This window comes from Pseudomonas purpurea, from assembly GCF_039908635.1.
GTDB classification, from domain to species: Bacteria; Pseudomonadota; Gammaproteobacteria; order Pseudomonadales; family Pseudomonadaceae; genus Aquipseudomonas; species Aquipseudomonas purpurea.
In genome coordinates this window covers 3,737,403-3,762,345 of sequence record NZ_CP150918.1, presented here as the reverse complement: position 1 = coordinate 3,762,345, position 24,943 = coordinate 3,737,403, and the positions used below count along the sequence as shown (strand labels likewise).

Sequence of the window (24,943 nt, the reverse complement as noted above, 5' to 3'; positions counted from 1 at the left end):
CGAGGGTCAACCTCAGGGCATGCGCATCAGCGCACTCCTCAGGCGCCTGATCAGATGCGGCTTCACGAGGCAGTCAACAGGCCTCAAGTCATCCAGAGCCGGCACCGACTGTTCGATCCACCACAGCCCTTCCTCTCGCCCGCGTTTTCCATAAATGATCACGGCCATGTCCAGATGATTGCCCAGCAACCTGGCCAACGCTCTCGCGTGTTCGTCTAGATAGTCCTGCTCATACAGTGCGACCAGCGACTGCCACTCGGCATCGCCCGGGTAATCGTGTTCCAGTTTTTCCATGGTCATGATGGCGTCAATGTGGGTGATGGAGGGGCGTTCAGCACGCCTGTCCCGGGAGGCCTCGGTGAGTTCGCGTCGCTTCGTCACCAGAGATTCCCGGACTTGATGGCGAGAGTCTACAGGTCAGGGAGTTTGAAGAATAAAAAGTGTAAAGATTCTGTCATTTAATATCGGGCGTGTCTGGGTTGAAGTTTAAGTGTATTGGCGGTGAGTTGTTCGTGGTGGGTAATGATTAGTTACTATTGCGCCTGCGTTCTTTCTTTCTTTTATGCGTGGTGGATTTTGCAACTACCAGATTTGGTAGTTGTATTCTGTATGCGCTGTAAGTACGGGTTGCTAAGTGTGTGTTTTAACTATGTTGTACATAGTAGCGGGGGTGTCGCTGTCCGTAAAAAGCAGGTCGTCTGATCTCTAAATAGTGTATCTGATCCGCTATTTTTTGACGGGTGTTGATGTTGTATGTTGATGGTTTATCGAATCCGACGAACGGTCATTTGTGTTGCTTGTGTTTTTTAAAGAGCAGACTAGATTCTTGCTGGCTCAAGTAGTGAGTGTTGAAGTTGATTTAAAAATTAAATAGTGGGTGGGGGTGGTTATGACTGAAAGGAATCAGGCTGTGGGGGAAGTGTGGGCTTCAACTATTGAGGGTGGTTACAAGCGCGGAAGTGGTAATGGCTGTTTAGTCTGCCTGTGCTTCTTCGCTGAGCAGCATGGCGTTAACGTGCTCTATAACAACAGTGGCGTATAGGGGGGCGTATGCGTGAGTTCATTACATTCAACGCGGCAGAACCTGCCTTGGTTGCCCGTAGACGTATAGCGCGTGCCTTGTGTTCCTCCATCAGCAGCAGCCCTGATGATCGGGAGCCGCTTTATAAACTCCTGTTCGGGTCGGTGGGGGAGGGATTTGAGCAGTGGGGCAGTTTGTTTTGCGAGTTTGGTTCGAACATAAACATTGGTGAGGGTGTCTTCATTAATGCCAATGGGGTTTTCCTGGATGCGTTTGAAATCAATATCGGGAACCGTGTTTTTATCGGGCCCCATGTCGGTATTTACACCTCTAACCATGCCAAGGACCTTGAACAGCGGCGCCGTTATATCGAGTCAGGTGCGCCAGTGGTCATTGAAGATGATGTCTGGATTGGTGGCGGCGCAACAATCTTGCCGGGCGTTACCGTGGGCAGGGGCTCAATCATTGGTGCGGGTGCTGTCGTCGCAAAGTCGGTGCCGCCACACAGTAAAGTACTGGGCGCCGGCGCTCAGGTTTATCCGATCTAATTAATAGAAGGCTAAAAGGCATGTTTCTCTATCAGTCACGCGTGAAAGATCAGATTGTCGGCTCTGTCAAAGATGTCAGTGTTCATGCGCAGGGTGGCATCTACACGGATGCGATTTCGGGCATGTTCAACGTACCGTTCGGGTATTCGTGCGATCCCATCAAACAGCATATTTCCAAGACGTTGGCGGATCTGCCCTTCCACCCCAAGGATCACTTCTACTCGTCGGAGCTGTTTGAAACTTCGGAACTGTTGCTCAAGCGCGCCAAGATGGAAGATGGGGGCCTGTTGTATGTCAACAGCGGCTCGGAAGCCATCGAGTCGTCAATTGCCATGGCCCTGGAGTATCACCAGCGCAAAGGCAATACATTCAAGAAGAAAGTGATCTGCCGCAAACACTCCTATCATGGCGCCACTTTGGGGGCCCACAGTATTACCGGCAGGAACGACTTCAAGGATCTGCGTTGCAGTGGTTACGACACCATTCGGATCAATCCGCCATTCCCTGTCGTTCACGAAGGTCAGGCATTGGAAATGCACAGCGTGTCGGATGTGGAGAACATTATTCTTCACTATGGCGCAGAGCAGATTGCTTGCATTATTTTCGAACCCGTCAACCATTTGAAAGGCATGCGGCAAACGCCCCGCGATTACCTGGTTGGTATTCGTGAGCTGTGCGACCGTTACGATATCGTGATGATTACCGATGAAATCGTCACGGGTGCTTCTCGCACCGGCGAGTTTTTGAACACCCATCAGTTTGGGGTTTCGGCCGACATCGTAGCGCTCGGTAAAGGCATCAGCGGTGGTTATTACCCGGCATCCGCCATGGTGACCTCCCATAAGATTGCCTCGGTGTTTGACAAACCAGAGCCCTGGATCCCGTTTTCATACTCGCATACCTATGCAAGTAACCCGGTTTCGATTGCGGCAATCAATGCATCGATGCGCGTGCTGGAGCAGATAGAGGCCGCAGGGCAGGTGCAAAAACTCATCACAAAGACCCAGGCGTTGTGTGAAGAAATTGCCGGGAACGAGCGTATCGCCCGGATTGAATCCCACGGTTTACTGATCGGCATAACCCTGGATTCAAGTCTTGGGGAAACGGCAGGCAAGAAGTTGGGAGAGCGCTGCTTTGAAAGGAAGTTGATTATTCGAGGTGAGGAAGATTGGGCTTGCCTTGCACCCGCATACATCATGTCAGAAGAAACCCTAAGTGACGTGTTCGAGGTGTTAAATGAATCAATTAATCAGTTATGACCTCGAGCCAGTTGCCAGCCTGTTGGAACCGTTGTACGACATTCGCCAATGTTTACATAAACGCAAGGCGTACCTGACGGCCGATGAATATGTGCGTGCCTGTGAGGAAGTTGAAGTCGGTATCGCCGAATCGTCGAAGTACCAGACGATCAACGAACTGGCGGTAGCCATTGCCAGGCAATTTACGCCCTTCTATTCAGACGTAAGCGTGTGCCTGGATCGGATTCATGAAATTGCCGGTTACGGAACCCTGGCATCTTGCTTGTCGTCACTGAACATTGCTGAAGCATTGTTCGCATTGGAGCACTGCAATGAAGCCGGTGTGGCCAATCAGAACCTGGTGATTGGCAGGGGGCATATTGCGCCGTTGTTTTATGCTTATCGTCATGTGCTTAACGGTATGCCTTTGGCCTTTCTGGCCGCGGTTCACGATAAGGTGCCGGCCGTTGTCAATAAACACTACGGTTTTGCCTATAGCATGCGGCATAGCCTGGGTGAGGGGGTTGGCATTGCGTTGGGTCGGGCGAATGCCAACCGGGATGCACGCGTCATCTGTGTGGCGGGTGATGGTGAGTTGAACGAAGGGGTGTCTTTCGAGGCGATACGCCTGGTGGGCGAACTGCAGGTCAACAACCTGACGTTGATAGTGGACAACAATGGCAGAGGTATAGACCCCCTCCCCGGGAGGTTGAAGCCGGAGTATTTGTCTGCCTACTTTTCTGATGTTTATGAAGTGGATGGGCACGACACCCAGGCAATCAGTGAGCGTATTCGCCAGGCAGAGAAGGAGCATCGGTCTACCGCGATCGTCTGCCATACCGAAAAAGGCGTTCATTCCTTCAAGCGTGCCAGCCATTTGAGTCTGATGACGTCAACCGACGATCAGCAAAAGAGCGATCTCAGGAAAGCCACCAGTTGCAGTCGGACGGCCGAGATCATCGAAGAAGTTCGGTCCGGGGTACCGGTTCATGTCTTCACCGCGGACCTGGCCGCCCGGTTTGGCCTGAAGTCATTACCCGGTTATTGCAACACCGGCCTGGCCGAGTCAGCGTTGCTGACCGCCGCGATGGGTTGTCCGGATGACGAACTGAAGTTCGTCCTGACCGATGACAAGTATTACCTCAATGCGATCGATGTACTGCACTCTGCTTTGATTGCCTGTCGTAACTTGCACGTCATTGCCGCTCGGAAAAATGGTGTGTGGGGCGGCGCTACGTATGTGTCAACCGTGTTCAGCTTGCTGACGGAAGAGACCGTGTACGAGCTTACAGACCCTCTCGATCTGTTGGCCTGTATCAGTCGGCAGAAAGCGCAGGGCGGGAATGGTCTGTATCTAATGTACGACCAGTCCATGGAAAGAGTGTTTGCCCTGAGGGAGAAGTACCAGAAACTGTCTAAAGATATTTATATCTTTCAGCCTGAGTTTGCCGCAGGTTCATTGATAGTGTCATCGGAGTCGATGGCGTATGAAGCCTTTCAGGTAGCCACATCGAAAAGATGCACGCATATCCGGTTCCTGTCCGTTCGGCCGGATCTGGAGCTGGCTAAAGAGATGCTGAGCAACTGTGACGAGATTATTGTCGTAGAACATAACGGCGGTCGCTTTAACTTGGCTGAATACATTGAGTCCAGTTTGCTGGTTCGAGTGCGTAAAGTCTTCAGTGATGCCTATGAATGGCCGACCATCGAGACTTTCCAGGCCGACGTCGCACCTCGCAAACTTGGCGCATTGTTGGCTGACCCGCCGTGTGCATTGGTTAATCAGACTTCACACGTTTAAACGCAGTCTCAACTATTTATTGGTGTTCTGGACCCTGTACAGGGTTCGGCAGGCTTTCTATGGGTTCAGGAGTAGTGGTTTATGACGCAGGGAACTAGAGCGCAAGGCAAATTGTCCGGTAAAACAATGATCGTGGTGGGTGGCGCTCGAGGTATCGGTGCCGCGATTGTTGAAGTACTGGCCAAAGAAAATGTTCATGTCTACATCTTTGATACTGACCGGACACCCAATGCAATCAACCACTATCAGAGTCAGGATGTCAGTGGTTATCAGGCGGCGCGTCAACTAGCGGCGGATCTTGTGGCACAAGGGCTTTCGGTCAAGGCCATAGCGGTCGACGCAACGTCTGAAGCCCAGGTCATAGAGGCCGTAGGTGGCGTTGTCCATGAGTCGGAACACTTTTACGGGCTGGTCAATGCCATTGGCAGCAGCCATCTGATCAACACGGTTGAATCATCGCTGGGCGAGTTTGACGCCATCGTGCAAACCAACCTGACAGCGCCTTACCTGACGTCGCGTGAAGTTGCCCGCGCATTGATACAAAGAGGCAAGGGCGGTGCGATCCTGAACATCAGTTCCATTGCCGCAAAAATCGCGTTTCCTGGAATATCGTCTTACTGCGCCGCGAAAGCGGGGTTGCAGGGTTTTTCTGGCGCCCTGGCACTGGAGTTGGCCACTCACAATATTCGGGTCAACTGCGTTTGCCCCGGCATTGTAAAAACCAATATGTGGAAGTACCTGGAGAACCGCCTCATCGAGCCCAACGAATCGATGGATGACTTGTGGGCTCGTATGGAAGGTCTGATCCCGTTGGGCCGTACGCAGACCGCAGAAAACATTGCCCGGTTCTGTCTGGCGGTCCTTGAGAACGAAGACATCACGGCGCAATCCCTGTCGGTCGATGGCGGAATGAACCTCTATGGATGACACCGCCGGCCACACGCCTTTTTTGCAGGAAAGCCCGAACACCGTACTGAGGATCGGTGATCGCGTGTTCGGTGCCGAGCATTGCGCGCAGATCCGTTACGTGGAACCGGTTTTGAAAATGCAAAGCGAACCCCGTAGCGACTCGTTCAACATTCCAGGGCTGCACACAGTGGATAGCCTGGGCACCTTACTCACGTCCGTGGCAGGAGAGTTTGCCCTGGGAGCTGACATCAAGTTGTTCAGCCTGGCCAAGTTTGATGCCGCAGGGCTCTTCATTGAAGTCGGGCTGCATAAGCTGAAGTTTGGTGTTGAGGAGTATGGCGGCCGTCAGAAAATCGTATCGGTGCATTCATCGCCCTATAGCGATGAAGTCAATGGCATTGAGGTCAACGATGGGCCAGTGAGGCTTTTCGTTTCGCGAAGTGGGGATGTGTTTTCGTGTTACCTGAGAGGCACTGAGGGTGTCGTTGTTTTTCATCGGGCGTTCTATGTGAGCAACTGTCCAGATGAAGTTCGCGTCGGGTTCAGTGTGCAGTCGCCCTTTTCCGAGGGGGCGGTCGGGGAGTTTTCCCGGATTGAAATATCCTCACAGTCCATGGGACTCATCAGAGAGTGAACAGGTATGGCGAGCAAAGACACATGGTTGATAGTTTCTGATTTTGACGAGACGTTTATGCCGGTCTTGTCGTCCCGAGAGGCGGATGCCGGGATAGAAAAACTTGAAGACTGTTTGAATCAACTGAAGCGCAAGCACCACCTGTTATTTGGCTGGGCCACGGGAAACAGCCAAACGGTGGTGCTGGACAAGATGAAGAGATACCCCGGCTTTCCCTGGGACTTTGCATTGACCAGCCTGGGGACCGAGTTGTACTGGAACCACCCGGACAGTGTTCAGGAGGATGAAGGTTGGCCGTTGCAGGGAGGCGGAGCGTTTCCTGAGAGGGTCATAAGGCTGAACGCCCTGTTCGAGAGAGAGGGGATCGAGTTGACGCTGCAGTCGGAGGCCTTCCAGCAGAAACGCATCAGGGGGTATTACTTGAAGGCCGATGGCAATGAAGCAACGGCCATCGAGCACATCCATAAACTCTGTTTGCACGTTGGCCTCGAGGCATCAATCACCTATGCCAGCGCCGCCGCTGGCGACCCTGAGAATGTCTATGATGTTGCAATCATGCACCCAGGCTGCGGAAAGAAGCAGGGGGTCGATTTCATCGTCAAGAAACATGAAATTTCCCCCGCCAGGGTCATTTCTTTCGGGGACAGTTGTAATGACATCGAGATGTTGAAGGCCAGTTCACACGGTTACCTGGTGGGCAACGCTTCGCGGGAGGCCAGGCAAGCGTTTGATCGTGTCGTTCAGGGTTTCTATTGTCATGGCATTGTTGATGGTCTTCAACGGCACTTTTGAAACGGAATAGGCATTTACATGGACAGTACCGTGCACAAAGAACACCACAGTGATAAGCAGATCTTTGATATCTACTTTGGGTTTATCAATACCTACACATTGTTTTTTGCGGATGAAGTAAAACTGTTTGATCTGCTTGAAGCAAAAGCGCTGAGGCTGGGTGAAATCGGCTTGGCATTGGAACTGGCGCCTCGGGCCGCACAGGCGCTTGTTGCGATGTGCACCAGCCAGGGGCTGCTGGAGAAGAGTGGGAGTTGCTATGGCCTGACGTCTTTGGCGCAAGAGTTTCTGACCCGAAAGTCGGAGACCTCGTTCAGTGGCGTCTTGCAGTCTGCTCGCCATAAGGAAGATGCGTTCTCTTATGCCTTCTTCAAAGAGTCGATGCTCAGTGGTCAGTCCGGGTTGTTCGGTGAGACGGACCTGTTTGAGAACAATGCGCAGGATCAATTGCATAGCGAAATTTTCACTAAAGCAATGCACAGTAAAAGCAAAGGTCCGGCTCGGGCCTGGTCAGGACGGATTGATCTGTCCGGGTATACCTGCCTTTTGGATGTGGGCGGTGGCTCGGGTGTTCATTCTATTTGCGCGCTGGAGAAGTGGCCTGACCTGAGTGCCGTGATATTTGATCTTCCCTATGTTTGCGATATCGCCGATACCTTCGTCGAGCAATATCAGATGTCGGGGCGTATCAAAACCCATAAAGGAGATATCTGGTCGTCTGACTATCCAGCCGCCGATGTGCATCTTTACAGTGATATCTTTCATGATTGGCCGGTGGACAAGTGCCTGTTCCTGGCCAAAAAGAGTTTTGACGCACTGCCCAGTGGTGGACGCATCATTCTTCATGAGATGTTTTTTAATCCGGATAAGACCGGTCCCCATAATGTCGCGGCCTACAACGCGAACATGCTGCTTTGGACCCAGGGCCAGCAATTGTCAGAAACCGAAGTAAGGGAACTGCTGACGATGGCCGGTTTCTGCGATATCACGGTTTCCCGAACGCAATACGGTGACTGGAGCCTGGCGACCGGAATCAAGCATTAACAGGGTTGATGAACAATGCCCTGTCGGGGCGTTGTTTTCGCACAGTGTGGACTCAAGGTCCGGGGGTACTTGCTCCCGGACTTCACTCGTGTCTTTTCGCGGGAGATTAACGTGATCCCAGTACGTTACCGTATTCTTTGTATTTACTCCGGCATGCTTGCGTTGACCCAATATGAGTGGATGCGCTTTGCGCCCATCACGGACCAGGTGTCCACCCATTACGGCATTAGCTATGGGCAGGTCGGTTCGTTGTCTTTGGCCGTGACGGCGCTGGCATTACCGCTGGCGCTTCCCAGCGGAGGCCTGATTGACCGGATATCGGTGCAAACATCTTTGCGCATTACGGCAGTCGCCATGTTGCTGGCGGCATTGATTCGAGTGTTACAACCCCGTTATGAATACCTGCTTGCCGGTCAACTGTTGTTCGGTTTTGTTCAACCATTGACCATGTCGCTGCTCGTCAAGTTGATGATCACCTGGTTCTCTGAAGACGAGCATGCGCGTGTCACGACGCTGTTCAGTATGGTGATTTTCCTGGGTATAGGTTCCGCGTTCATTATTGTCCCGTTGACGGAGAAGGGGAACATCAGCAGTTCGTTGTTGATTGACGTCGCGATCCTGGGGCTGATTGCGCTATTGACCTTCATTTATGTCCCGCGAGATGGCCCCGTTGGGCAAACAACTTCCGTTCCTGTAATAACCGGTGGCCGTCTACTCGCGCAGGGTGTCGATTTATTGCGCACAGCGCCGTTCACGGCTGTTTTGCTGATGATCTTTTTAACCAACGGGTATTTCTCCGCCATTACGACATGGCTGGAACCGATCCTGTTACGTCAGGGGATCGAAACACAGGTTTCAGGGTTTATCGTCATTCTGATGTTGGTCGGCGGTATTGCAGGCATGACGTTCATGCCCTTTCTGGTGCGCAGCGGGGCAACGGTGGGGGGCATCCTGTCCGGGGTTTCATTGTTGGCGGGGATCGGCACGGTACTGCTCTTTACGTCTGGCTCCCCGTTGGTATTGAGTCTGGCGGGGGTCGTGATTGGCGCAGCACTGTTATCGCCGTTGCCTCTTCTGTTGCAACTGATATCCGACACTGCCGGTCTGTCCAGGTCAGGGACGGCGACCTCGATTTTCTGGTTGGTCGGCAACATGGGCGCCACGATCATGATCGCAGCGTTGGGGTTTATCGCCGACAGCGGTGACTGGGGAATGGCAGCGGTATTGCTGTGTCTGGTCCTGGTCGTCCAGATAACGATTTCTCTCATGGGGTTTCGAGTGGTCGCCGTTCGCACCACCTGACAGCGAGTACGCAAGGAATATTGCCTTGTGCCGGGGCGGCAGCTCCAGGTGCCCAACGGCACTGGTGGCAGTGATATTTCCTTGAACGTCGGCGTTTGAGGCCGACGTCGCGGCTGTCGCCACGCTCCACGGTGTTTATCGACGGCGTGCCCGCGCGTTAGCTTGACCGTGAACAGAGTCTCTACAGGGTGATGCAGAATCTGTAGCCGCGAGGCTTGGTTTGGGCGGCGATCCGACGATGCTTTTAAACCTTCAATACCTTGCCACTGGCCGCAACGGCCAGCAGCAACACGGCGATCAAGCCAAAGGCAACACTCAAGCTGCTGCCATGGGCGATAAAACCAATCACTGCGGGCCCCGCCAGAATGCCGGCGTAACCCAGGGTGGTGATGGCCGGCACGGCGATGTTCTCGGGCATGACGGTCTGCTTGCCGACGGCGGTGTAGAGCACCGGCACGATGTTCGAACAGCCGGCGCCCACCAGCGCATAACCGACCAGTGCCATTTCCCAGGCTGGCGCGAGGGTGGCCAGCATCAGGCCGGCCGCAGCGGTCAGCCCGCCCAGCACAATCACTCGCGTGGCGCCCAGGCGGCGGACGATGGCATCGCCGGTCAGGCGCCCGGCGGTCATGGTCAGCGCGAACGCCGCATAACCGAGGCCTGCGTACGCGGTGTCGAGGTTGCGTTCGGAGGCCAGGAACACCGCGCTCCAGTCGAGCACCGCGCCTTCGGCGAGGAACACCACAAAACACAGGCTGCCAATCAGCAACACCACGCCATGGGGGACGGCGAACGCCGGGGCCGGCGCTTTCACTGCCGTACGGCAACAGGTGTGGCGCAGCCTTGAACAACGACACCAGCAAAAACACGATCACTACCAGCGTTGCACCCAGCGGCGACACGCCCAGGCCCAGCAATGCGCTAACGCCTGCTGCGCCGACAATCCCGCCCAGGCTGAACAACCCGTGAAAGCCCGACATCATGTTCTTGCCGCTGGCCCGTTCGACGATCACCGCTTGCAGGTTCACAGTCGAGTCCACCGTGCCCAGCCCGGCGCCGAACAGGAACAATGCCGCGATCAGCAGCGGAATCGACGACACCGTGGCCAGCAACGGCAGCGCCAGGCAGATCAGGATCGTCCCGCCGCTGAGCACCCGTCGGCAGCCAAACCGCGACGCGAGGACTCCGGCCATGGGCATGGCCAGAATCGAGCCGACCCCCAGGCACAACAACAGTAAACCGAGGGTGCCTTCATCGAGCCCGGCCCGGGCCTTGGCGTAGGGCACGAGCGGTGCCCAGGCGGCGATGCCGAAACCGGCGATGAAGAAGGCGATACGGGTCGACATTTGTTCCAGGCGACCCGGGATGACGGGCGCTGGAGGGGTGATGGCGGTCATGAACAATCCTTGGTCTTTCGGGGGGAGGCTGCGAGCAGGGCAACATCCTTGCACATCAGGGACCGTCCGGCGACCGCAAGGTTCGGCGCCCGGCGTCACTCATCTCCCAGGGCTTCAGCCAGAAAATCGACAAACACCCGGACCTTGTGCGAAAGATGGCGGTTGCTTGCGTACACCGCATAGATCCCCCGGCGGGACATCGAGTGCTCGGGCAGCACCCGCACCAACTGGCCGCTGTCCAGCAGCGGTCGGGCGATGAACGAGGGCAGGGCGCCGATGCCCAGACCGGCCAGCAGCATGTCGCTGAGCATCAGGCTGTTGTCGACGCTGAAGCGCACCGGCACTTGCAACCGCGTCTGGCCGTGTGGGCCTTCGAGCTGCCAGGCGCAGGGATGGTCGGTCAGCCGATACGTCAGGCACTCGTGCTGGTAGAGGTCTTCGGCGCAGTTTGGCGTGCCATGGCTGTCGAGGTAGGTCGGGGCCGCGCAGATGATTTGTTCGATGTCGCCCAGGCGCCGGGCAATCAAGGACGAGTCAGCCAGGCTGGTACGAATCCGCAGCGACACGTCGAAGCCTTCGCTGACCACATCCAGCACCCGGTCATCCAGGGTCAGTTCGACGTTGAGTTGCGGGTAACGCTGCATAAAGCTCACCAGCACCGGCGACAACACTTTGAGCCCGAACGACAGCGGTGCGTTGACCCGCAGGTTGCCGCTGGGTTCGCTCGCGCCGGCCAGGGTGGCGCGCTCCAGGGCATCGAACTCGTCGAGCAAGTGGCAGCATTCCTTGAAATAGGCCTGGCCTGCCTCCGACAGACTCATGCGGCGCGTGGTGCGCAAAATCAGCAGGCTGCCCAGGCGTTCCTCCAGTTGCCGTACCTGTTTGCTGACCGCTGCCGTGGACTGGCGCAGGTCCAGGGCGGCCTGGCTGAAACTGGCGCGCTCGACCACCCGGCGAAAGGTGCGCATGGCCATCAGTACATCCATATAGTTTCTTCCAGGTTGAAAATGTATTAACCAGAACGCTGATTATCTATAAAGCGCAACTTAATACCATGGCACCTTCACTTGGCAAGGAACTGCTCATGACTGTTTTCACCGCATTCAAACGAATCTCCCGACACGCCGCGCTGCCAGCGTTGCTGTCCGTGTTCGCTGGCGCTGCACACGCCGCGCCTGAAGTCGGCATCAGCCCGTGGGGGCCGACCGATGAAATCGGCCGCCTGAACCTGATCACCCCGCAATCGCGCGCCGCGATCATGGCCCGCGTGACGGGGGCCCAGGCCTACGACCTGGCGGTCGACTACTTCATCGGCATGCCGAGCTGGCAGGCGGCGGGCGACCCGCCGTACCAGATGTGGATGACCCACACTCCGCACGGCAACGTGATCGCCGACCCGATGCAGGTCGGTGAACCGATGAACCAGCACGTCAGCTACAGCGGTTCAGCGGTGTCGATGTATGCCCACATGGGCACGCATATCGACGCACTGAACCACTTTGGCCTGAACGGCAAAATCTGGAACGGTTTCCGCGCCGATGAACACTTGGGAGACCGTGGCTGGAACGTCACTGGCGCGGAGAAACTGCCGCCGATCATTGCCCGTGGCGTGCTGATCGACGTCGCGGCGGCCAAAGGCCTGGAGATGCTGCCGGACAGTTATCGGGTGACCCGCGAGGACCTGCATGAAGCGCTGAAGCTGCAAAAGGTGGCCCTTGAAAAGGGCGACGTGGTGCTGATCCGTACGGGCCGCATGCGTGACTATGAACAGGCGCAAAAGTACATGACCAACCCGCCGGGCCTGAGCCTGGACGCGGCGAAGTTCCTGATCGAGGACGGCGAAGCCATGGTGGTGGGGGCCGACAACCTGAGTTTTGAAACCTTCCCCTCGGAAGTGGAAGGCAATTACTTGCCGCTGCACACCTACCTGCTGGCGATGAAGGGCGCGCCGATTCTGGAACTGGTCAACCTTGAAGGACTGGCCCGCGACCGGATTTATCAGTTCGCTTTTATCGGTGCTTCCCTCAAGCTTCGGGGCGCCGACGCCGCGCCCATCCGCCCGATGGCGCTGCCCATCAAGTAAGCGGGCAATACCCCCTCGATCATTGCCAACCCCGGAGAAACGCTATGCCTACAGATAAACCGCACCGCGCTACGTTGCAGCTGTCGAACCCGCCGGGCCTCTACGACCCCGCGCCCAACGGTTACTCCCATCTGGCCCAAGTGGCGGCGGGCGCACGGCTGGTATTTGTTGCCGGTCAGGGAGGCGAGAACGCCCAGAGCCAGCTGTCCAGCGATTTCGCCGAACAGGTTCGCCAGGCGCTGAGCAATCTGCAGTGCGCGTTGGCGGCGGCCGGGGCCGAGGTGTCCGATGTGGCCAAACTGACGGTGTTGATTGTCGACCACAGTCATGAGCGTCTGGAAATCTTCGGCAAGGCACTGCATCAGGTCTGGGGCGCTGCGCCCAAACCGGCGTGCACGCTGATCCCGGTTCCGCGGCTGGCGCTGGACGGCATGTTGTTCGAGATCGACGCCGTTGCCGCCGTCGCAGGCTGAAACCGGAAACAGGGGCCGAGCTTAAGACGTCGGTCCCTGTTGTTCCGCGGCCGCTTGGCCATTTCGTTTTCGGATGGCTCTGGCCGCGGCCATTTTCGACACGGCGATAATCGCCGTCGTCAGGATTACCCAGGGGGTTAGCGCCATCCAGATCAATGAGATGACATCCTCTGTGGCAATGACGATCAGCATGGCAACCAGCCAAGACCCTGAGAGCAGGCCTGTGGCCCACCACCAGTGGGCAGAACTGGGAACAGGCTGGGGAGCGTTTTTCGGGGGCAGGTGGCTCATTGTTCTCTCGTACGGTTGGGGTGTCGGGGATGGTAACGCCTCACCGGTGCGCAAGAAGTTGCGCACTGGGTGTCAGACGCCCGGTGACGTTGGGTGGCGCGGATCTGAGACAAGATGTTTCGGTTGTCGGGTGATCAGCCGAAGCGCACGTCGCTGGCCCATTGCACCTGCGGCATCTGGCGTTGCATCAACACCTTGCCCGCGCGAACCGAATACAACGGCAAGCCCTGGCTGCGAATCACTTCGTAGTCGCTGTCCGCCGAAAGAATCAGCAGGTTGGCCGGACGCCCCGGTTCCAGTCCATAACGATCACCCAGGGCCATGGCCTTGGCGCTGTTGTCGGTCACCAGGTCGAGGGCGCTTTGCAGGTTGCGATAACCGAGCATGTGGCAGATATGCAGCCCGGCTTCGAGTACCCGCAGGATGTTGCCGTTGCCCAGCGGATACCAAGGGTCGACGATCGAGTCCTGACCGAAACACACGTTCATCCCGGCTTCGAGCAGCTCATTGACCCGCGTCACGCCCCGGCGTTTCGGGAAGTTATCGAAGCGCCCCTGCAAGTGAATACTCTCGGTGGGGCACGAGACAAAACTGATCCCCGAGTGCCCGAGCAAACGAAACAATTTGGCGCAGTAAGCGTTGTCGTAAGAGCCCATCGCCGTGGTGTGGCTGGCGGTTACCCGTGCGCCCATGTCGCGGCTGCGGGCTTCTTCGGCCAGCACTTCGAGAAAGCGCGAGTGCGGGTCGTCGGTTTCGTCGCAATGCACGTCCACCAGGCAGCCGGTGCGCTCGGCCAGGTCCATGAGGAACTTCACCGAGCTGACCCCTTGGTCGCGGGTGTACTCGAAATGCGGAATGCCGCCGACCACATCGGCGCCTAGGGCAATGGCCTCGGTCATCAGTTCGCGGCCGTTGCGGTAGGACTCGATACCTTCCTGGGGGAACGCGACGATTTGCAGGTCGATCAGGTGACGGCTTTCCTCGCGCACCTCAAGCATGGCCTTGAGCGCGGTCAGCTCGGGATCGGTGACGTCGACGTGGGTGCGCACATGCTGGATGCCGTGGGCGGCGAGGGTGGCAATGGTCTTTTTGGCGCGGGTCTTGGTGTCTTCCTGGGTGATGGTTGCCTTGCGTTCGCCCCAGCATTCAATACCTTCGAACAGCGTGCCGCTCATGTTCCAGCGCGGCTCGCCAGCGGTCAGGGTGGCGTCGAGGTGAATGTGCGGTTCGACGAAGGGCGGGACCACCAGGTTGCCGCCAGCGTCCAGGTCTTCCGGGCCCAGGGTAGGCGCCTCGGTCTGGCGGGCGATGCTGGCGATCAAGCCGTTTTCCAGGTGCAGCGCATGCAGGCCTTCGTGATTGCGCAGGCGGGCGTTGATGATGTGCATCAGGCAAATCCTTTTATAGGTCTTGTAATGGGCCTGAGTCGGGTGCCGGTGTGCGGGCGCCGAGCAGGCCGGTCAATACGATGTACGTTAACGCGGCGGCGGCAATGCCGACCAGCGGCGCGACCCACGGCGAATGAAATGCCGCCACGGTACCGACGCCATAGGCGCTCAGCCCCGGCCAGTTGAACGCCGGCAGTTGCGCGTCGGCCAGGCGCGGATAGTGGCTACGATAACGGAAGAAGAAATCCGCCATGATCACCCCGCCCATCGGCGGGATCACCGTGCCCAGCAGAATCAGGTACGGCACCAGCAGGTCATACATGCCCAGCAGCGCGAGCAACGTACCGATGACGGCGCCCGCCAGGGTCACGGTTTTGCGCCGACGGGTGCGCAGCAGGTTGCAACCGGCGACGGCAAAGTTGTAGATGGTGTTGTCCTGGGTGCTCCAGATGTTCAGCAACAGCATCGCCATCGCCGCCATGGCAAAGCCTTGCAGGAGCAGTACCTCGACCACGTCCGGCTGCTGATAGACGATTGCCCCGTAGGCGCCGATCAACACCATCAGGCCATTGCCGATGAAAAAACCGATCAGACTCGCCAGCACCGCGACCCGCGCCGAGCGGGAAAAACGCGTCCAGTTGGTGGCTTGGGTCGCGCCGCTGACAAAGGTGCCGAACACCAACGTAATGGCGGTCGACCAATCCAGGGTTGCCGTCGGGACCACGGCGAGCAAACCCTCCAACCCGCCGACTTTCACCGTGGCGACCCACATCGACAGTAACAACAGCACGGCCATGGCCGGCACCGCGATGTACGAGAGGATTTCCAGCCCGCGATAACCGACATACGCCGTGGCGCAAAACACCAGGCCAAACAGCACCATCAGCCCCAGCACCGTGCCTGGCTCCAGCGCGAAGTATTTGCCCAGCACCACCGCGGCGGTGGCGGTGCCCCAGGCGTACCAGCCGATCTGGGTGAAACCCAGAATCAGGTCGCTGAGTTTGCTGCCGATTTCGCCGAAGCAGAACCGACCCATCAACACCGCGTTCAAACCGCTCTTGAAGGCGATGTAGCCCAGCGCGGCGGCGTAGGCCCCCAGCAGCAGGTTGCCGAGCACGATCACCGTGAGCATCTCGCTGAAACTGAACGCGATGCCCAACTTGCCGCCGGCAAACATGGTGGCGGTGAAAAACGTGAAGCCCAACAGCACCATGGCGGTGGAGGCGAGCCCCTTGCGGGCATGCATCGGGACTTCGCTCAAAGGATAGTCATTGCCAGGATCGTTCTGCGTCATGGGGCATTCCCTGCTGGATGAGTGACGCAGGTACGTAGCAGTCACCGTGCCAAGCGCGCGGGCGCCGTGATGACGGGGAGACCTGCCTGTTATTTATAGTCAAACAGCGGGAACTGCCCGCAAGGGGACGTAAAAACGGTGCGGTTATGGTGCGCGTTGGCGCACTATCGGGCGTCGTCATTGATCATCGACGAGGGTTTGCGGCCGATGCACTTGATGTAAGGGGGGAATAGGCTGCGAGGGTGATCGCTTCGATTGGCGCGATATCCGGCGGTGTGGCGAGACGAATAAGGAACGGCATGGGGCAGGCGCCCGGGCTCCGGATCAGGGCTGAACTGTTCCGGGAGCGAGGGCGATGTGGCAGGCATAAGAAACCACCGCAATCGGTGGTTTTTTCATCACAGGCTTACTCGCCGTGATAGATGCACCCGCTGGTGCACGTCTCGTGAATCCGAATCGCACTAAGCTCCGGCAGCAATGGCTTCAACTCGTTCCAGATCCACTTGGCCAGCACTTCACTGGTCGGGTTTTCCAGACCAGGAATATCGTTCAGGTAGTTGTGGTCGAGGCGCTCGTAGAGCGGCTTGAAAATCGCCTTGATCTCCGAGAAGTCGCGGATCCAGCCGGTGTGTGGATCGAGGTCGCCGCTCAGGTGAATCGCCACTTTGAACGAGTGACCGTGCAACCGGCCGCACTTGTGACCTTCCGGGACGTGGGGCAGGCGGTGGGCGGACTCGAAGGTAAACTCTTTAAAAATTTCCACGGTGTTTGAGCTCTGTCAGGTGGCTATCGCCTGCGGCGATCGGGGCAGGCGGCGAGTTTAACAGCTTGAGTTTACGCCTGCGGGAAAACACTGACTAAAGGGTCAGCAAGCGCTCACCCAATCCACCGTTCGCCGCCAGTTCAAGGAACTCGTCGCCCAGGCGACGGCTTTCGTCCATCGCGGCCCGCCAGTACTTCTGCCGGCTCGGGGCGTCGCCCATGAAACGCTTGAAATCGTTACGGTCCGGCAGTTTGCCGTAGGGCAGGCGCGCCAAATAAGCCCTGGACGGCGCCAGCAGCAAAACGTCCTGCAAACGCCCGGGATTGCCGCGTCGCCACGGCAGGGTTTTGTCGAACCAGCCGGGGATCACCCGGTCGGTGAAGTGCGGGTAAAGCACGATATCGTCGCCGCTGTAAGGCAAGTCGAGGTGGTAGTCGAGCAGGCCGCCGTCGCGGTAGGTGCCGGCGCCGGCCCCCGGCAAATCGCGCACGCCTTCCATGACCATCGGAATCGAACCCGACGCCAGCAACGCCTGACGCAGGTTGCCGGTGTTCAACGGCACGAAGCGCGAAGGAAAGTCGTTCAGGGCATTGAGCGGCGGCGCCAGGCGTGGGTCGTGCACGATCAGCCGTTCGAAATGCCGCGACAACCGTGCCCGCCCGCGCAGGTTGTCGGCGATCACCGAGGACAGGCCGAGGCCGAGTCGCCCGCGATGATCGTCGGCCAGCAGGCCATGGCTTTTCACGATCATGATGTTCAGCCGGTACAACGGGTTGTCCAGCAGCGCCGCATCGCGGCCGTCGAGCAAGTCGTCGAGCATGCGCTGCGAGCTCTGGCTGATCTGCGCCATGGTCACGCCCTTGGCGAAATGCTGGGCGTTGTACAGCTCACCCAAACGGCGGATGCCTTCGGCGGCATTCGGCAGGCAGGCGCTGGCGAAGCGCCAGGAACCCACCGATGCACCGATCAGCGAGCGTTCCCGTGGCGCGTCCGGCAGCCACTGGCCGAACAGAGCCAGGTCCAGGCCTTGAATCCCCAGCGCTTTGGGGCCACCGGCGGCGCCCGGCAGCGTGCCCACATCGAGGGCGTTCAAGCCGTGCTCGCGGATTCGCGCAAAGGCCCGAGGCCCGGCCTTGAGGGTCAGTGCGGGGAACTTGATGTGGATAGCGGTCATACCGGCCTCGATGTCTGGCAAGCGGCAATTATAGGCGTGTTGCGCAGCAGTACTTCCACACAGGTTTTGTGCAGGCCGGCAACAATGTGGTGCTATTACGGATGATGGCAATTCAGTTTCAGTTAAGTTCAGATCGCTAAGGTGCCCCCATTGAAACGCCATAAAGAAAAACGGAGACACCTGATGAAAACCCTGACTGCCCTGGCCACCGTCGCCGTCATCGGCATGACCGCCAGCCTCGCACATGCCCGCGATCTGGGTCCCGATGAAGCCCTGAGGCTGCGCGACGCTGGTACCATTCAATCCTTCGAAAAGCTCAACGCCACGGCCCTGGCCAAACATCCGGGTGCGGTCGTTCAGGAAACCGAGCTGGAAGAAAAGTTCGGCAAGTACCTTTACCAGATCGAACTGCGCGATCCGCAAGGCATTGAGTGGGACCTGGAATTGGACGCTGTGAATGGGCAGGTTCTCAAGGATCATCAGGATACGTAATGAAGGTGCTTTTGTTTTCAAATCGGCGCGCCAGCAGCCGTCTGGCGCTGCTGCTTCTGGCATTTTGTTCGGTGGTGGCCGCCCGTGACCTGGATCAGGACGAAGCCCTGCGCCTGCGCCAACAAGGGGTGATTCTGCCGCTCGAACAACTGCTGCAACAGGCCCTGGACCGTTACCCCGGCGCCAAACTGCTGGAGGCCGAGTTGGAAGAAAAACACGACGTCTACATTTACGAAGTCGAGCTGTTGACCACCGACGGGGTGGTGCGTGAGCTGGACCTTGAAGCCCGTACCGGCCGATTACTGAAAGACAAGGAAGATTGACCAATGCGCCTGCTTTTAGTGGAAGACCATGTGCCGCTGGCCGACGAATTGATGGCCGGCCTCAACCGTCAGGGTTACGCCGTCGATTGGTTGGCCGATGGCCGCGATGCGGTGTACCAGGGCAGCAGCGAACCGTATGACCTGATCATCCTCGACCTCGGTTTGCCGGGGTTGCCGGGGCTTGAGGTGTTGACCCAATGGCGGGCCGCAGGCCTGGCCACCCCGGTGTTGGTACTCACCGCACGCGATTCGTGGGCCGAGCGCATCGAAGGGCTCAAGACCGGCGCCGACGATTACCTGACCAAACCGTTTCACCCAGAAGAACTGTACTTGCGGGTGCAGGCGTTGCTGCGCCGTTCCCACGGCCAGGCCAACCAGCCGACGCTCAAGGCGGCCGGCCTGCACCTGGATGAGGGGCGCCAGTGCGTGACCCGCGATGGCGCCGACATCCAGTTGACCGCCGCCGAGTTTCGCCTGTTGCGCTACTTCATGCTGCACCCCGAGCAGATCCTTTCCAAAAGCCACCTCGCCGAACACCTCTACGACGGTGAAACCGAGCGCGACTCCAATGTGCTGGAAGTGCACGTCAATCACCTGCGTCGCAAGCTCGGGCGCAGCGTGATCGAAACCCGTCGCGGTCAGGGTTACCTGTTCGGCGGGCAAGCCCGGTGAGGTCGATCCAGCGCCGTCTGAGCCTGGGCCTGATCAGCGTGATGGTCGTCGTCGGCCTGGTGCTGGCGCAAACCAGCCTGTGGCTGTTCGAAATGGGGTTGCAGCGTTACCTCGAGGCCGGCCCTGCGCGACGACAGCGAAAACCTGCTGGTGGCGCTGGTGCGTGGGCCGCAAGGCGTGCAGCTGGATGAGCGACGCTTGTCGCCGGCCTATCAGCGGCCATTTTCCGGGCACTATTTCCGTATTGATTTCGAGGACAGCCATTGGCGCTCCCGCTCATTGTGGGATCAGGACCTGCCCAAGCTCGATCGCCCCGGCCTGCACAGCAACCTGCAACTGGGGCCGGAAGGTCAGCAACTGCTGGTGTTGCGTTCGGACTATCGACGCCTGGGGCAGGCGATCTCCATCAGCGTCGCCCAGAATTACACCCCGGTACGCGAAAGCTTTCAGCGCATGCGTCAGGTCGGGTTGGGGTTGGGGCTGGCTGGCTTGCTGCTGATTCTGCTGCTGCAACGGCTGACCGTACGCCGGGCCTTGCGCCCGCTGGAAAGGGCCCGCGAACAAATCGCCCAATTGCAACAGGGCCAGCGCTCGCAACTGGATGATCAGGTGCCGCTGGAGCTGGAGCCGCTGGTGGCACAGATCAACCATTTGCTGACCCACACCGAAGACAGCCTCAAGCGCTCGCGCAACGCCTTGGGCAATCTTGGGCATGCGCTGAAAACGCCACTGGCGGTGCTGTTGAGCGTGGCGTCGAGCGAGAAACTCGACGCGCATCCCGAGCTGCGAAAAATCCTCCACGAACAACTTGAACAGGTGCAACAGCGGCTCAATCGTGAACTGAACCGTGCACGGCTGGCGGGCGATGCCTTGCCCGGCGCGCAGTTTGATTGCGATGCCGAACTGCCGGGGCTGCTCGCGACCCTGAACATGATCCACGGCGATCACCTGGACCTGTCGTTCACCGTGCCTGCCGGGCTGCATTTGCCGTGGGACCGGGAGGACCTGCTGGAACTGCTTGGCAATCTGCTGGACAACGCCTGTAAATGGGCGGACGCCGAGGTCCGATTAAGCGTCGTCGAGACGGCTGAAGGGTTTGTGTTGGCCGTGGAAGACGACGGCCCCGGGATTCCCGAGGCGGATCGTGATCAGGTGTTCAGCCGTGGCATGCGGCTGGATGAGCAGACCGACGGGCATGGCCTCGGGTTAGGGATCGTGCGCGACATCGTCGAGGCGTGGGGTGGGGTGTTGCGGTTGGAGGCGAGTGAGTGGGGCGGGTTGAAGGTTGTGGTGGAGTTGCTGAAGCGCTGAGGCTTGAATTCGACCCCTCTCCCCATTGGGGAGAGGGCTGGTTTTCTGCTTCACCACCGACTCATGATCAAACCTTGAACTGATCCATCAGGCTCTGCTGCTGGTTCGCCAGGCTGTTGAGCGACTGACTCACCCGCGCCGATTCATTGGCTTGCCCCGACAGCGATTCAGTCACGTCGCGAATGGTCGCTACGTTGCTGTTGATCTCCTCGGCCACCGCGCTTTGTTCCTCGGCGGCACTGGCGATTTGCAGGTTCATGTCGGTGATCACCGTCACCGCATCGCCGATCTGGCGCAAAGCCGTGACGGCCTGGCTGACCTGCTCGACGCTGCCCTGGGCCTGACGATGACTGTTGTTCATCGAGCCGACCACTTCCTGTGTGCCGGTTTGCAATTGCTCGATGACCTGACGGGTTTCTTCCACCGATTCCTGGGTGCGACGTGCGAGGTTGCGCACTTCATCGGCCACCACCGCGAAGCCGCGACCGGCTTCACCGGCGCGTGCCGCTTCAATCGCCGCGTTGAGTGCCAGCAGGTTGGTCTGCTCGGCGATGGCACGGATCACTTCCAGTACCGAACCGATCTTCTCGCTGTTGGCCGCCAGCCCTTCGACCTGAACCATCGCGTTGCTCATGTCGGCGGCGAGGGTGTCGATGCTGGTGGTGGTGCGGTCAATCACCGTCAGGCCCTGACGGGTTGCCTGATCGGCATCACGTGCGGCCTGCGCCGCTTGTGCAGCGCTGCGGGCCACGTCTTGCGCGGTGGCGCTCATTTCGTGAGACGCCGTGGCGACCTGATCGACCTGACGGTATTGCTGCTCCATTCCGGCGCTGGTCTGGGTGGCGATGGCCGACGATTGATCCGCTGTGCTGCGGGCGTCCTGTACCGAGCGTTTGACCTCGGCAATGATCGGTTGCAGCTTGTCCAGGAAGCGGTTGAACCAGCCCGCCAGTTGTCCCAGCTCGTCCTGCTTGTCGTAGGCCAGGCGGCGGGTCAGGTCACCTTCACCGCTGGCAATGTCTTCGAGCATGTGCGCCACGCCGAGGATCGGCCGGGTCACGCTGCGGGCCATCCACCAGACCAGCAACAGGCCAATGACCGCTGCCAGCAAACCGAGGCCGAGCTCGATCAGGGTGCCGGTGGTGCTGCGTTCGTCGAGTTCTTTTTTCAGGGTTTCTGCCGGGCCGACCAGGACTTTTTCCGGCACGTCGAGCAACACGCCCCATGATTTGCCGCCGGGAATCGGCTGGAACGGCGACAGCACTTTGAGCTCGCCATGGCTGTGCAGGCTCTGGGTCTGGCTGTTGGTGGCGAGCATGCGGATCAGTTCGGCACCGCTGGCCTTGTCCACTGCATCAAGGCGTTGGGCCAGTTTGCTGGCGTCCGGGCTGTAGCCGGCGAGCAGGCCGACCGGGCTGACAATGCTGACGTTGGTCTGGCCGCTGTAGAGCTTTTTGCTCGCTTGCTGGCTGACCGCTTGCAGGCTGTTGAGGTTGATGTCCACCGACAGCGAAGCGATGACTTTGCCATCGACCCGCAACGGGAACACGATGCTGGTCATCAGCACGTTCTGGCCGTCGATCACATAGAAGTAGGGTTCGATCACGCACGGCTTGAGGGTCACGCGCGGGCAGGTGAACCAGGCGTTGGCCGCCTCGCCGCTGGGGCCGGTGCTGGTGTCGGCCATGTCGCTTTCGGGCAGCGACATGGAGGTCAGCTTGCCGGGTGTCGGCTGCGACCAGTAGAGCGCAAAGCGGCCCTTGTCGTTGCTGCCGAGGTCTTTCTGGCCGACGAACAGTTCGTCCTTGCCGTCCAGCGCGTTGGCTTCAAACACCAGCGACAGTCCGAGCAGTTCCGGGTTGGCTTGCAGGGCCGACTTGACCTGGCGGGTCAGGTCTTCACGCAGGTCGAAGGCATCGAGGAAGCGCTTTTCGGCCTGTTCGCGCAGGAACAGCACCTGGCGCGAGAAACCGTGGCCATATTGATAGGCGTCCATGAACTGTTGGCGAATCCCCAACGCCTGGACTTCGCCCTGGGCTTCGATCCGCGCCTGAGCCGCTTCGGTGAGCATTTCCATGCTGGAGGCTTTGACCAGCTCGGAGTTGTGCTCCATGCGGTACAGCGAAAGCCCGACTAGCAGGGTCACGATGCCGAGTAGGCAAAGTCCGGCCAGCAAGGTGATTTTCCATTGAATGGAAAGTTGTCGAAGCGACATGGGGAAGTCCTTATTCTTGATAAACGCATAGGCTTTTGCAGTGTAACGGCCGCGCCGCTGGTTTCTTTATTCGTCGCACTCACTTAGTTGCTGCTGAAACGATTAATAGCCGTCATTAATTTAGGCCTTTAGTTGTTCGTTTTAATGACAAGCGCCTGATCGTCATTAACGGACAGCCAGGCGACAACCGGGCACCGCGCGACCTCGCGCTTTGACAAGCCGGGCCCGCTGCGGCACAGTGCGTGCCCTCTAATAAAACCCTCTCTTCAATCCGCCGTCGGCTCACGAAGCCCTACGGTCGGACTCATCCTGTTTGCGTCGGTTTTCCCCCGTCGCCGTGCTTTGAGGTAACGATGATTAATGCAGTAATTGCCGCGGTTGGCGTCATGCTGGTCCTCAGCCTGTCCCGCGTGCACGTGGTGATCGCGCTGATCGTTGGGGCGCTGGTGGGCGGCCTGACCGGTGGCCTGGGTATCGAAGCGACCTTGAAAGCCTTCAACAGTGGCCTCGGCGGCGGGGCGACGGTTGCGTTGTCCTACGCCTTGCTCGGCGCTTTCGCGGTGGCCATTGCCAAATCGGGCCTGGCCCATGCGTTGGCGGACAAGGTCCTGCAACTGGTCGACCGTCAGGATGCGGCCGGAGGCGGTCAGGTCAAATGGCTGTTGATCGGGTTGTTGTGGGTGGTGGCGATTGCGTCGCAGAATATTCTGCCGATCCACATTGCGTTCATCCCGTTACTGGTGCCGCCGCTACTGTATGTATTAACCAAGTTGCAACTTGATCGCCGACTTATTGCCTGCGTCATGACCTTTGGTTTGATCACGCCTTATATGTTCTTGCCGGTGGGTTTCGGGAACATCTTCCTGAATGAAATTCTGCTGGCTAATGTCAGTAAGAGTGGTGTGGATATTAGCGGCGTCAATGTAACCCATGCCATGGGTATTCCAGCGCTGGGCATGGTATTCGGCCTGTTGATGGCATTGTTCAGCTACCGCAAGAAGCGCGTGTACGACCTGGGCAAAATCGAGCGGGTAGAGCAAGTCGCGGTACAGTACAACCCGGTGACCCTGCTGGTGGCAGGCCTGGCCATCTCGGCGGCCTTCATCATTCAGTTGCTGCTGGACTCGATGATCATTGGTGCGTTGGCCGGGTTCCTGATCTTCTCGGTGTCGGGTGTGGTGCGCTGGCGTGAGACCGATGACCTGTTCACCGAAGGCATGAAGATGATGGCGATGATCGGTTTCATCATGATCGCCGCCTCGGGCTTTGCTGAAGTGATGAAAGCCACGGGCGAAGTGCAGACGCTGGTCCAGACCTCGGCGTCGTGGATCGGCCACAGCAAGGGGATCGGCGCGCTGCTGATGCTGCTGGTGGGTTTGCTGGTGACCATGGGCATCGGCTCGTCGTTCTCGACGGTGCCGATCCTCGCGGCGATTTTCGTCCCGCTCTGCGTGCAACTGGGGTTCAGCCCGTTGGCCATCGTCTGCATCGTCGGCACGGCCGGGGCGCTGGGCGACGCGGGTTCGCCGGCCTCCGACTCGACACTCGGTCCGACCTCCGGCCTGAACATCGACGGTCAGCATCACCATATCTGGGACACCGTGGTCCCGACGTTCCTGCATTACAACCTGCCGTTGCTGGCGTTCGGCTGGGTGGCCGCGATGGTCCTGTAATCGCGCACCAAAAAGGGGAGTTGCCCCGTGTTTACGGGCAATTCCTCAACTTTTGATCCGACGGGCCGCTAACGACTTTAACCATGCCAATCACATCAAGAGAGA

The 24,943-nt window shown here is 58.6% G+C and carries 22 protein-coding genes and 3 pseudogenes; 16 read left to right on the top strand and 9 right to left on the bottom strand.

All coding sequences use genetic code 11. The features are described from left to right. Nucleotides 1-12: 12 nt before the first annotated feature. Nucleotides 13-381 carry a hypothetical protein gene (locus AABM54_RS16970; RefSeq protein ID WP_347901145.1) on the bottom strand — a complete coding sequence of 123 codons (369 nt, stop codon included), beginning with the start codon at nucleotides 379-381 and terminating at the stop codon, nucleotides 13-15. A gap of 669 nt (nucleotides 382-1,050) precedes the next feature. Here AABM54_RS16970 and AABM54_RS16965 point away from each other — a divergent pair. From AABM54_RS16965 to AABM54_RS16925, 9 genes and pseudogenes are all read left to right on the top strand, one after another. After that, nucleotides 1,051-1,569 (top strand): sugar O-acetyltransferase, encoded by a 519-nt coding sequence (locus AABM54_RS16965; RefSeq protein WP_347901144.1) that lies wholly within the window; start codon nucleotides 1,051-1,053, stop codon nucleotides 1,567-1,569. A gap of 20 nt (nucleotides 1,570-1,589) precedes the next feature. Further along, the gene (locus tag AABM54_RS16960) at nucleotides 1,590-2,828 is read left to right on the top strand and encodes an aminotransferase class III-fold pyridoxal phosphate-dependent enzyme (RefSeq protein WP_347901143.1); all 1,239 of its coding nucleotides are present in this window, start codon (nucleotides 1,590-1,592) and stop codon (nucleotides 2,826-2,828) included. Continuing rightward, the gene (locus tag AABM54_RS16955; RefSeq protein WP_347901142.1) at nucleotides 2,806-4,608 is read left to right on the top strand and encodes a 1-deoxy-D-xylulose-5-phosphate synthase N-terminal domain-containing protein; all 1,803 of its coding nucleotides are present in this window, start codon (nucleotides 2,806-2,808) and stop codon (nucleotides 4,606-4,608) included. Before AABM54_RS16960 ends, AABM54_RS16955 begins: the two co-directional genes overlap by 23 nt. Before the next feature lie 81 nt (nucleotides 4,609-4,689). Beyond that, nucleotides 4,690-5,535 carry an SDR family NAD(P)-dependent oxidoreductase gene (locus tag AABM54_RS16950; protein ID WP_347901141.1) on the top strand — a complete coding sequence of 282 codons (846 nt, stop codon included), beginning with the start codon at nucleotides 4,690-4,692 and terminating at the stop codon, nucleotides 5,533-5,535. Next, complete coding sequence (locus AABM54_RS16945; protein WP_347901140.1) at nucleotides 5,528-6,151, top strand: DUF1349 domain-containing protein; 624 nt, start codon at nucleotides 5,528-5,530, stop codon at nucleotides 6,149-6,151. The genes AABM54_RS16950 and AABM54_RS16945 overlap by 8 nt, the downstream gene beginning before the upstream one ends. 6 nt (nucleotides 6,152-6,157) lie before the next feature. Then, nucleotides 6,158-6,943, top strand: coding sequence for an HAD-IIB family hydrolase (locus tag AABM54_RS16940; protein ID WP_347901139.1), 786 nt, complete (start codon nucleotides 6,158-6,160; stop codon nucleotides 6,941-6,943). A gap of 18 nt (nucleotides 6,944-6,961) precedes the next feature. After that, nucleotides 6,962-7,987, top strand: a complete 1,026-nt coding sequence (locus tag AABM54_RS16935; protein WP_347901138.1) for a methyltransferase — start codon at nucleotides 6,962-6,964, stop codon at nucleotides 7,985-7,987. Nucleotides 7,988-8,098: 111 nt separating this feature from the next. Further along, a complete protein-coding gene (locus AABM54_RS16930) occupies nucleotides 8,099-9,289 on the top strand; it encodes an MFS transporter (protein WP_347901137.1) in 1,191 nt (396 codons plus the stop codon). Nucleotides 9,290-9,316: 27 nt separating this feature from the next. Then, nucleotides 9,317-9,385 (top strand): annotated as a pseudogene (locus tag AABM54_RS16925) (hypothetical protein); the annotation flags it as partial. A gap of 148 nt (nucleotides 9,386-9,533) precedes the next feature. Here the strand turns inward: AABM54_RS16925 and AABM54_RS16920 are convergent. Together AABM54_RS16920 and AABM54_RS16915 are read right to left on the bottom strand one after the other, a co-directional pair. Then, nucleotides 9,534-10,686, bottom strand: a pseudogene (locus AABM54_RS16920) (MFS transporter). Between the two features lie 95 nt (nucleotides 10,687-10,781). Continuing rightward, a complete protein-coding gene (locus AABM54_RS16915) occupies nucleotides 10,782-11,672 on the bottom strand; it encodes a LysR substrate-binding domain-containing protein (RefSeq protein WP_347901136.1) in 891 nt (296 codons plus the stop codon). Between the two features lie 98 nt (nucleotides 11,673-11,770). On the opposite strand from AABM54_RS16915, the gene AABM54_RS16910 reads away from it, so the two are divergent. Continuing rightward, a complete protein-coding gene (locus AABM54_RS16910; protein WP_347901135.1) occupies nucleotides 11,771-12,769 on the top strand; it encodes a cyclase family protein in 999 nt (332 codons plus the stop codon). A 44-nt stretch (nucleotides 12,770-12,813) separates the two neighbouring features. After that, nucleotides 12,814-13,242 (top strand): RidA family protein, encoded by a 429-nt coding sequence (locus AABM54_RS16905; protein ID WP_347901133.1) that lies wholly within the window; start codon nucleotides 12,814-12,816, stop codon nucleotides 13,240-13,242. 21 nt (nucleotides 13,243-13,263) lie between these two features. On the opposite strand, the gene AABM54_RS16900 is transcribed toward AABM54_RS16905, so the two are convergent. From AABM54_RS16900 to AABM54_RS16880, 5 genes are all read right to left on the bottom strand, one after another. Next, nucleotides 13,264-13,434, bottom strand: coding sequence for a hypothetical protein (locus AABM54_RS16900; RefSeq protein ID WP_347901132.1), 171 nt, complete (start codon nucleotides 13,432-13,434; stop codon nucleotides 13,264-13,266). Between the two features lie 233 nt (nucleotides 13,435-13,667). Next, nucleotides 13,668-14,921: a cytosine deaminase gene (gene codA, locus AABM54_RS16895; RefSeq protein ID WP_347901131.1), complete on the bottom strand. Its 1,254-nt coding sequence runs from the start codon at nucleotides 14,919-14,921 to the stop codon at nucleotides 13,668-13,670. A gap of 13 nt (nucleotides 14,922-14,934) precedes the next feature. Then, the gene (codB, locus tag AABM54_RS16890; protein WP_347901130.1) at nucleotides 14,935-16,215 is read right to left on the bottom strand and encodes a cytosine permease; all 1,281 of its coding nucleotides are present in this window, start codon (nucleotides 16,213-16,215) and stop codon (nucleotides 14,935-14,937) included. 406 nt (nucleotides 16,216-16,621) lie between these two features. After that, nucleotides 16,622-16,978, bottom strand: coding sequence for a 6-carboxytetrahydropterin synthase QueD (gene queD / locus AABM54_RS16885; RefSeq protein ID WP_019692825.1), 357 nt, complete (start codon nucleotides 16,976-16,978; stop codon nucleotides 16,622-16,624). A gap of 94 nt (nucleotides 16,979-17,072) precedes the next feature. Further along, nucleotides 17,073-18,152: a patatin-like phospholipase family protein gene (locus AABM54_RS16880; protein ID WP_347901129.1), complete on the bottom strand. Its 1,080-nt coding sequence runs from the start codon at nucleotides 18,150-18,152 to the stop codon at nucleotides 17,073-17,075. Nucleotides 18,153-18,335: 183 nt separating this feature from the next. On the opposite strand from AABM54_RS16880, the gene AABM54_RS16875 reads away from it, so the two are divergent. The 4 genes and pseudogenes from AABM54_RS16875 (at nucleotide 18,336) to AABM54_RS16860 (ending at nucleotide 20,950) form a co-directional block, all read left to right on the top strand. Next, the gene (locus tag AABM54_RS16875; protein WP_347901128.1) at nucleotides 18,336-18,644 is read left to right on the top strand and encodes a PepSY domain-containing protein; all 309 of its coding nucleotides are present in this window, start codon (nucleotides 18,336-18,338) and stop codon (nucleotides 18,642-18,644) included. Further along, nucleotides 18,644-18,967 carry a PepSY domain-containing protein gene (locus AABM54_RS16870; RefSeq protein ID WP_347901127.1) on the top strand — a complete coding sequence of 108 codons (324 nt, stop codon included), beginning with the start codon at nucleotides 18,644-18,646 and terminating at the stop codon, nucleotides 18,965-18,967. Before AABM54_RS16875 ends, AABM54_RS16870 begins: the two co-directional genes overlap by 1 nt. A 3-nt stretch (nucleotides 18,968-18,970) precedes the next feature. Then, complete coding sequence (locus tag AABM54_RS16865; protein ID WP_347901126.1) at nucleotides 18,971-19,639, top strand: response regulator transcription factor; 669 nt, start codon at nucleotides 18,971-18,973, stop codon at nucleotides 19,637-19,639. Further along, nucleotides 19,636-20,950, top strand: a pseudogene (locus AABM54_RS16860) (sensor histidine kinase). Before AABM54_RS16865 ends, AABM54_RS16860 begins: the two are co-directional and overlap by 4 nt. Nucleotides 20,951-21,017: 67 nt before the next feature. Here AABM54_RS16860 and AABM54_RS16855 read toward each other — a convergent pair. Then, nucleotides 21,018-23,165, bottom strand: a complete 2,148-nt coding sequence (locus tag AABM54_RS16855) for a methyl-accepting chemotaxis protein (protein ID WP_347901125.1) — start codon at nucleotides 23,163-23,165, stop codon at nucleotides 21,018-21,020. 356 nt (nucleotides 23,166-23,521) lie between these two features. Between AABM54_RS16855 and AABM54_RS16850 the strand changes: the two genes are divergently transcribed. After that, entirely contained in the window at nucleotides 23,522-24,838 is a 1,317-nt protein-coding gene (locus tag AABM54_RS16850; RefSeq protein WP_347906231.1) for a Na+/H+ antiporter NhaC family protein, read from the top strand. The last annotated feature ends 105 nt before the right edge of the window (nucleotides 24,839-24,943 follow it).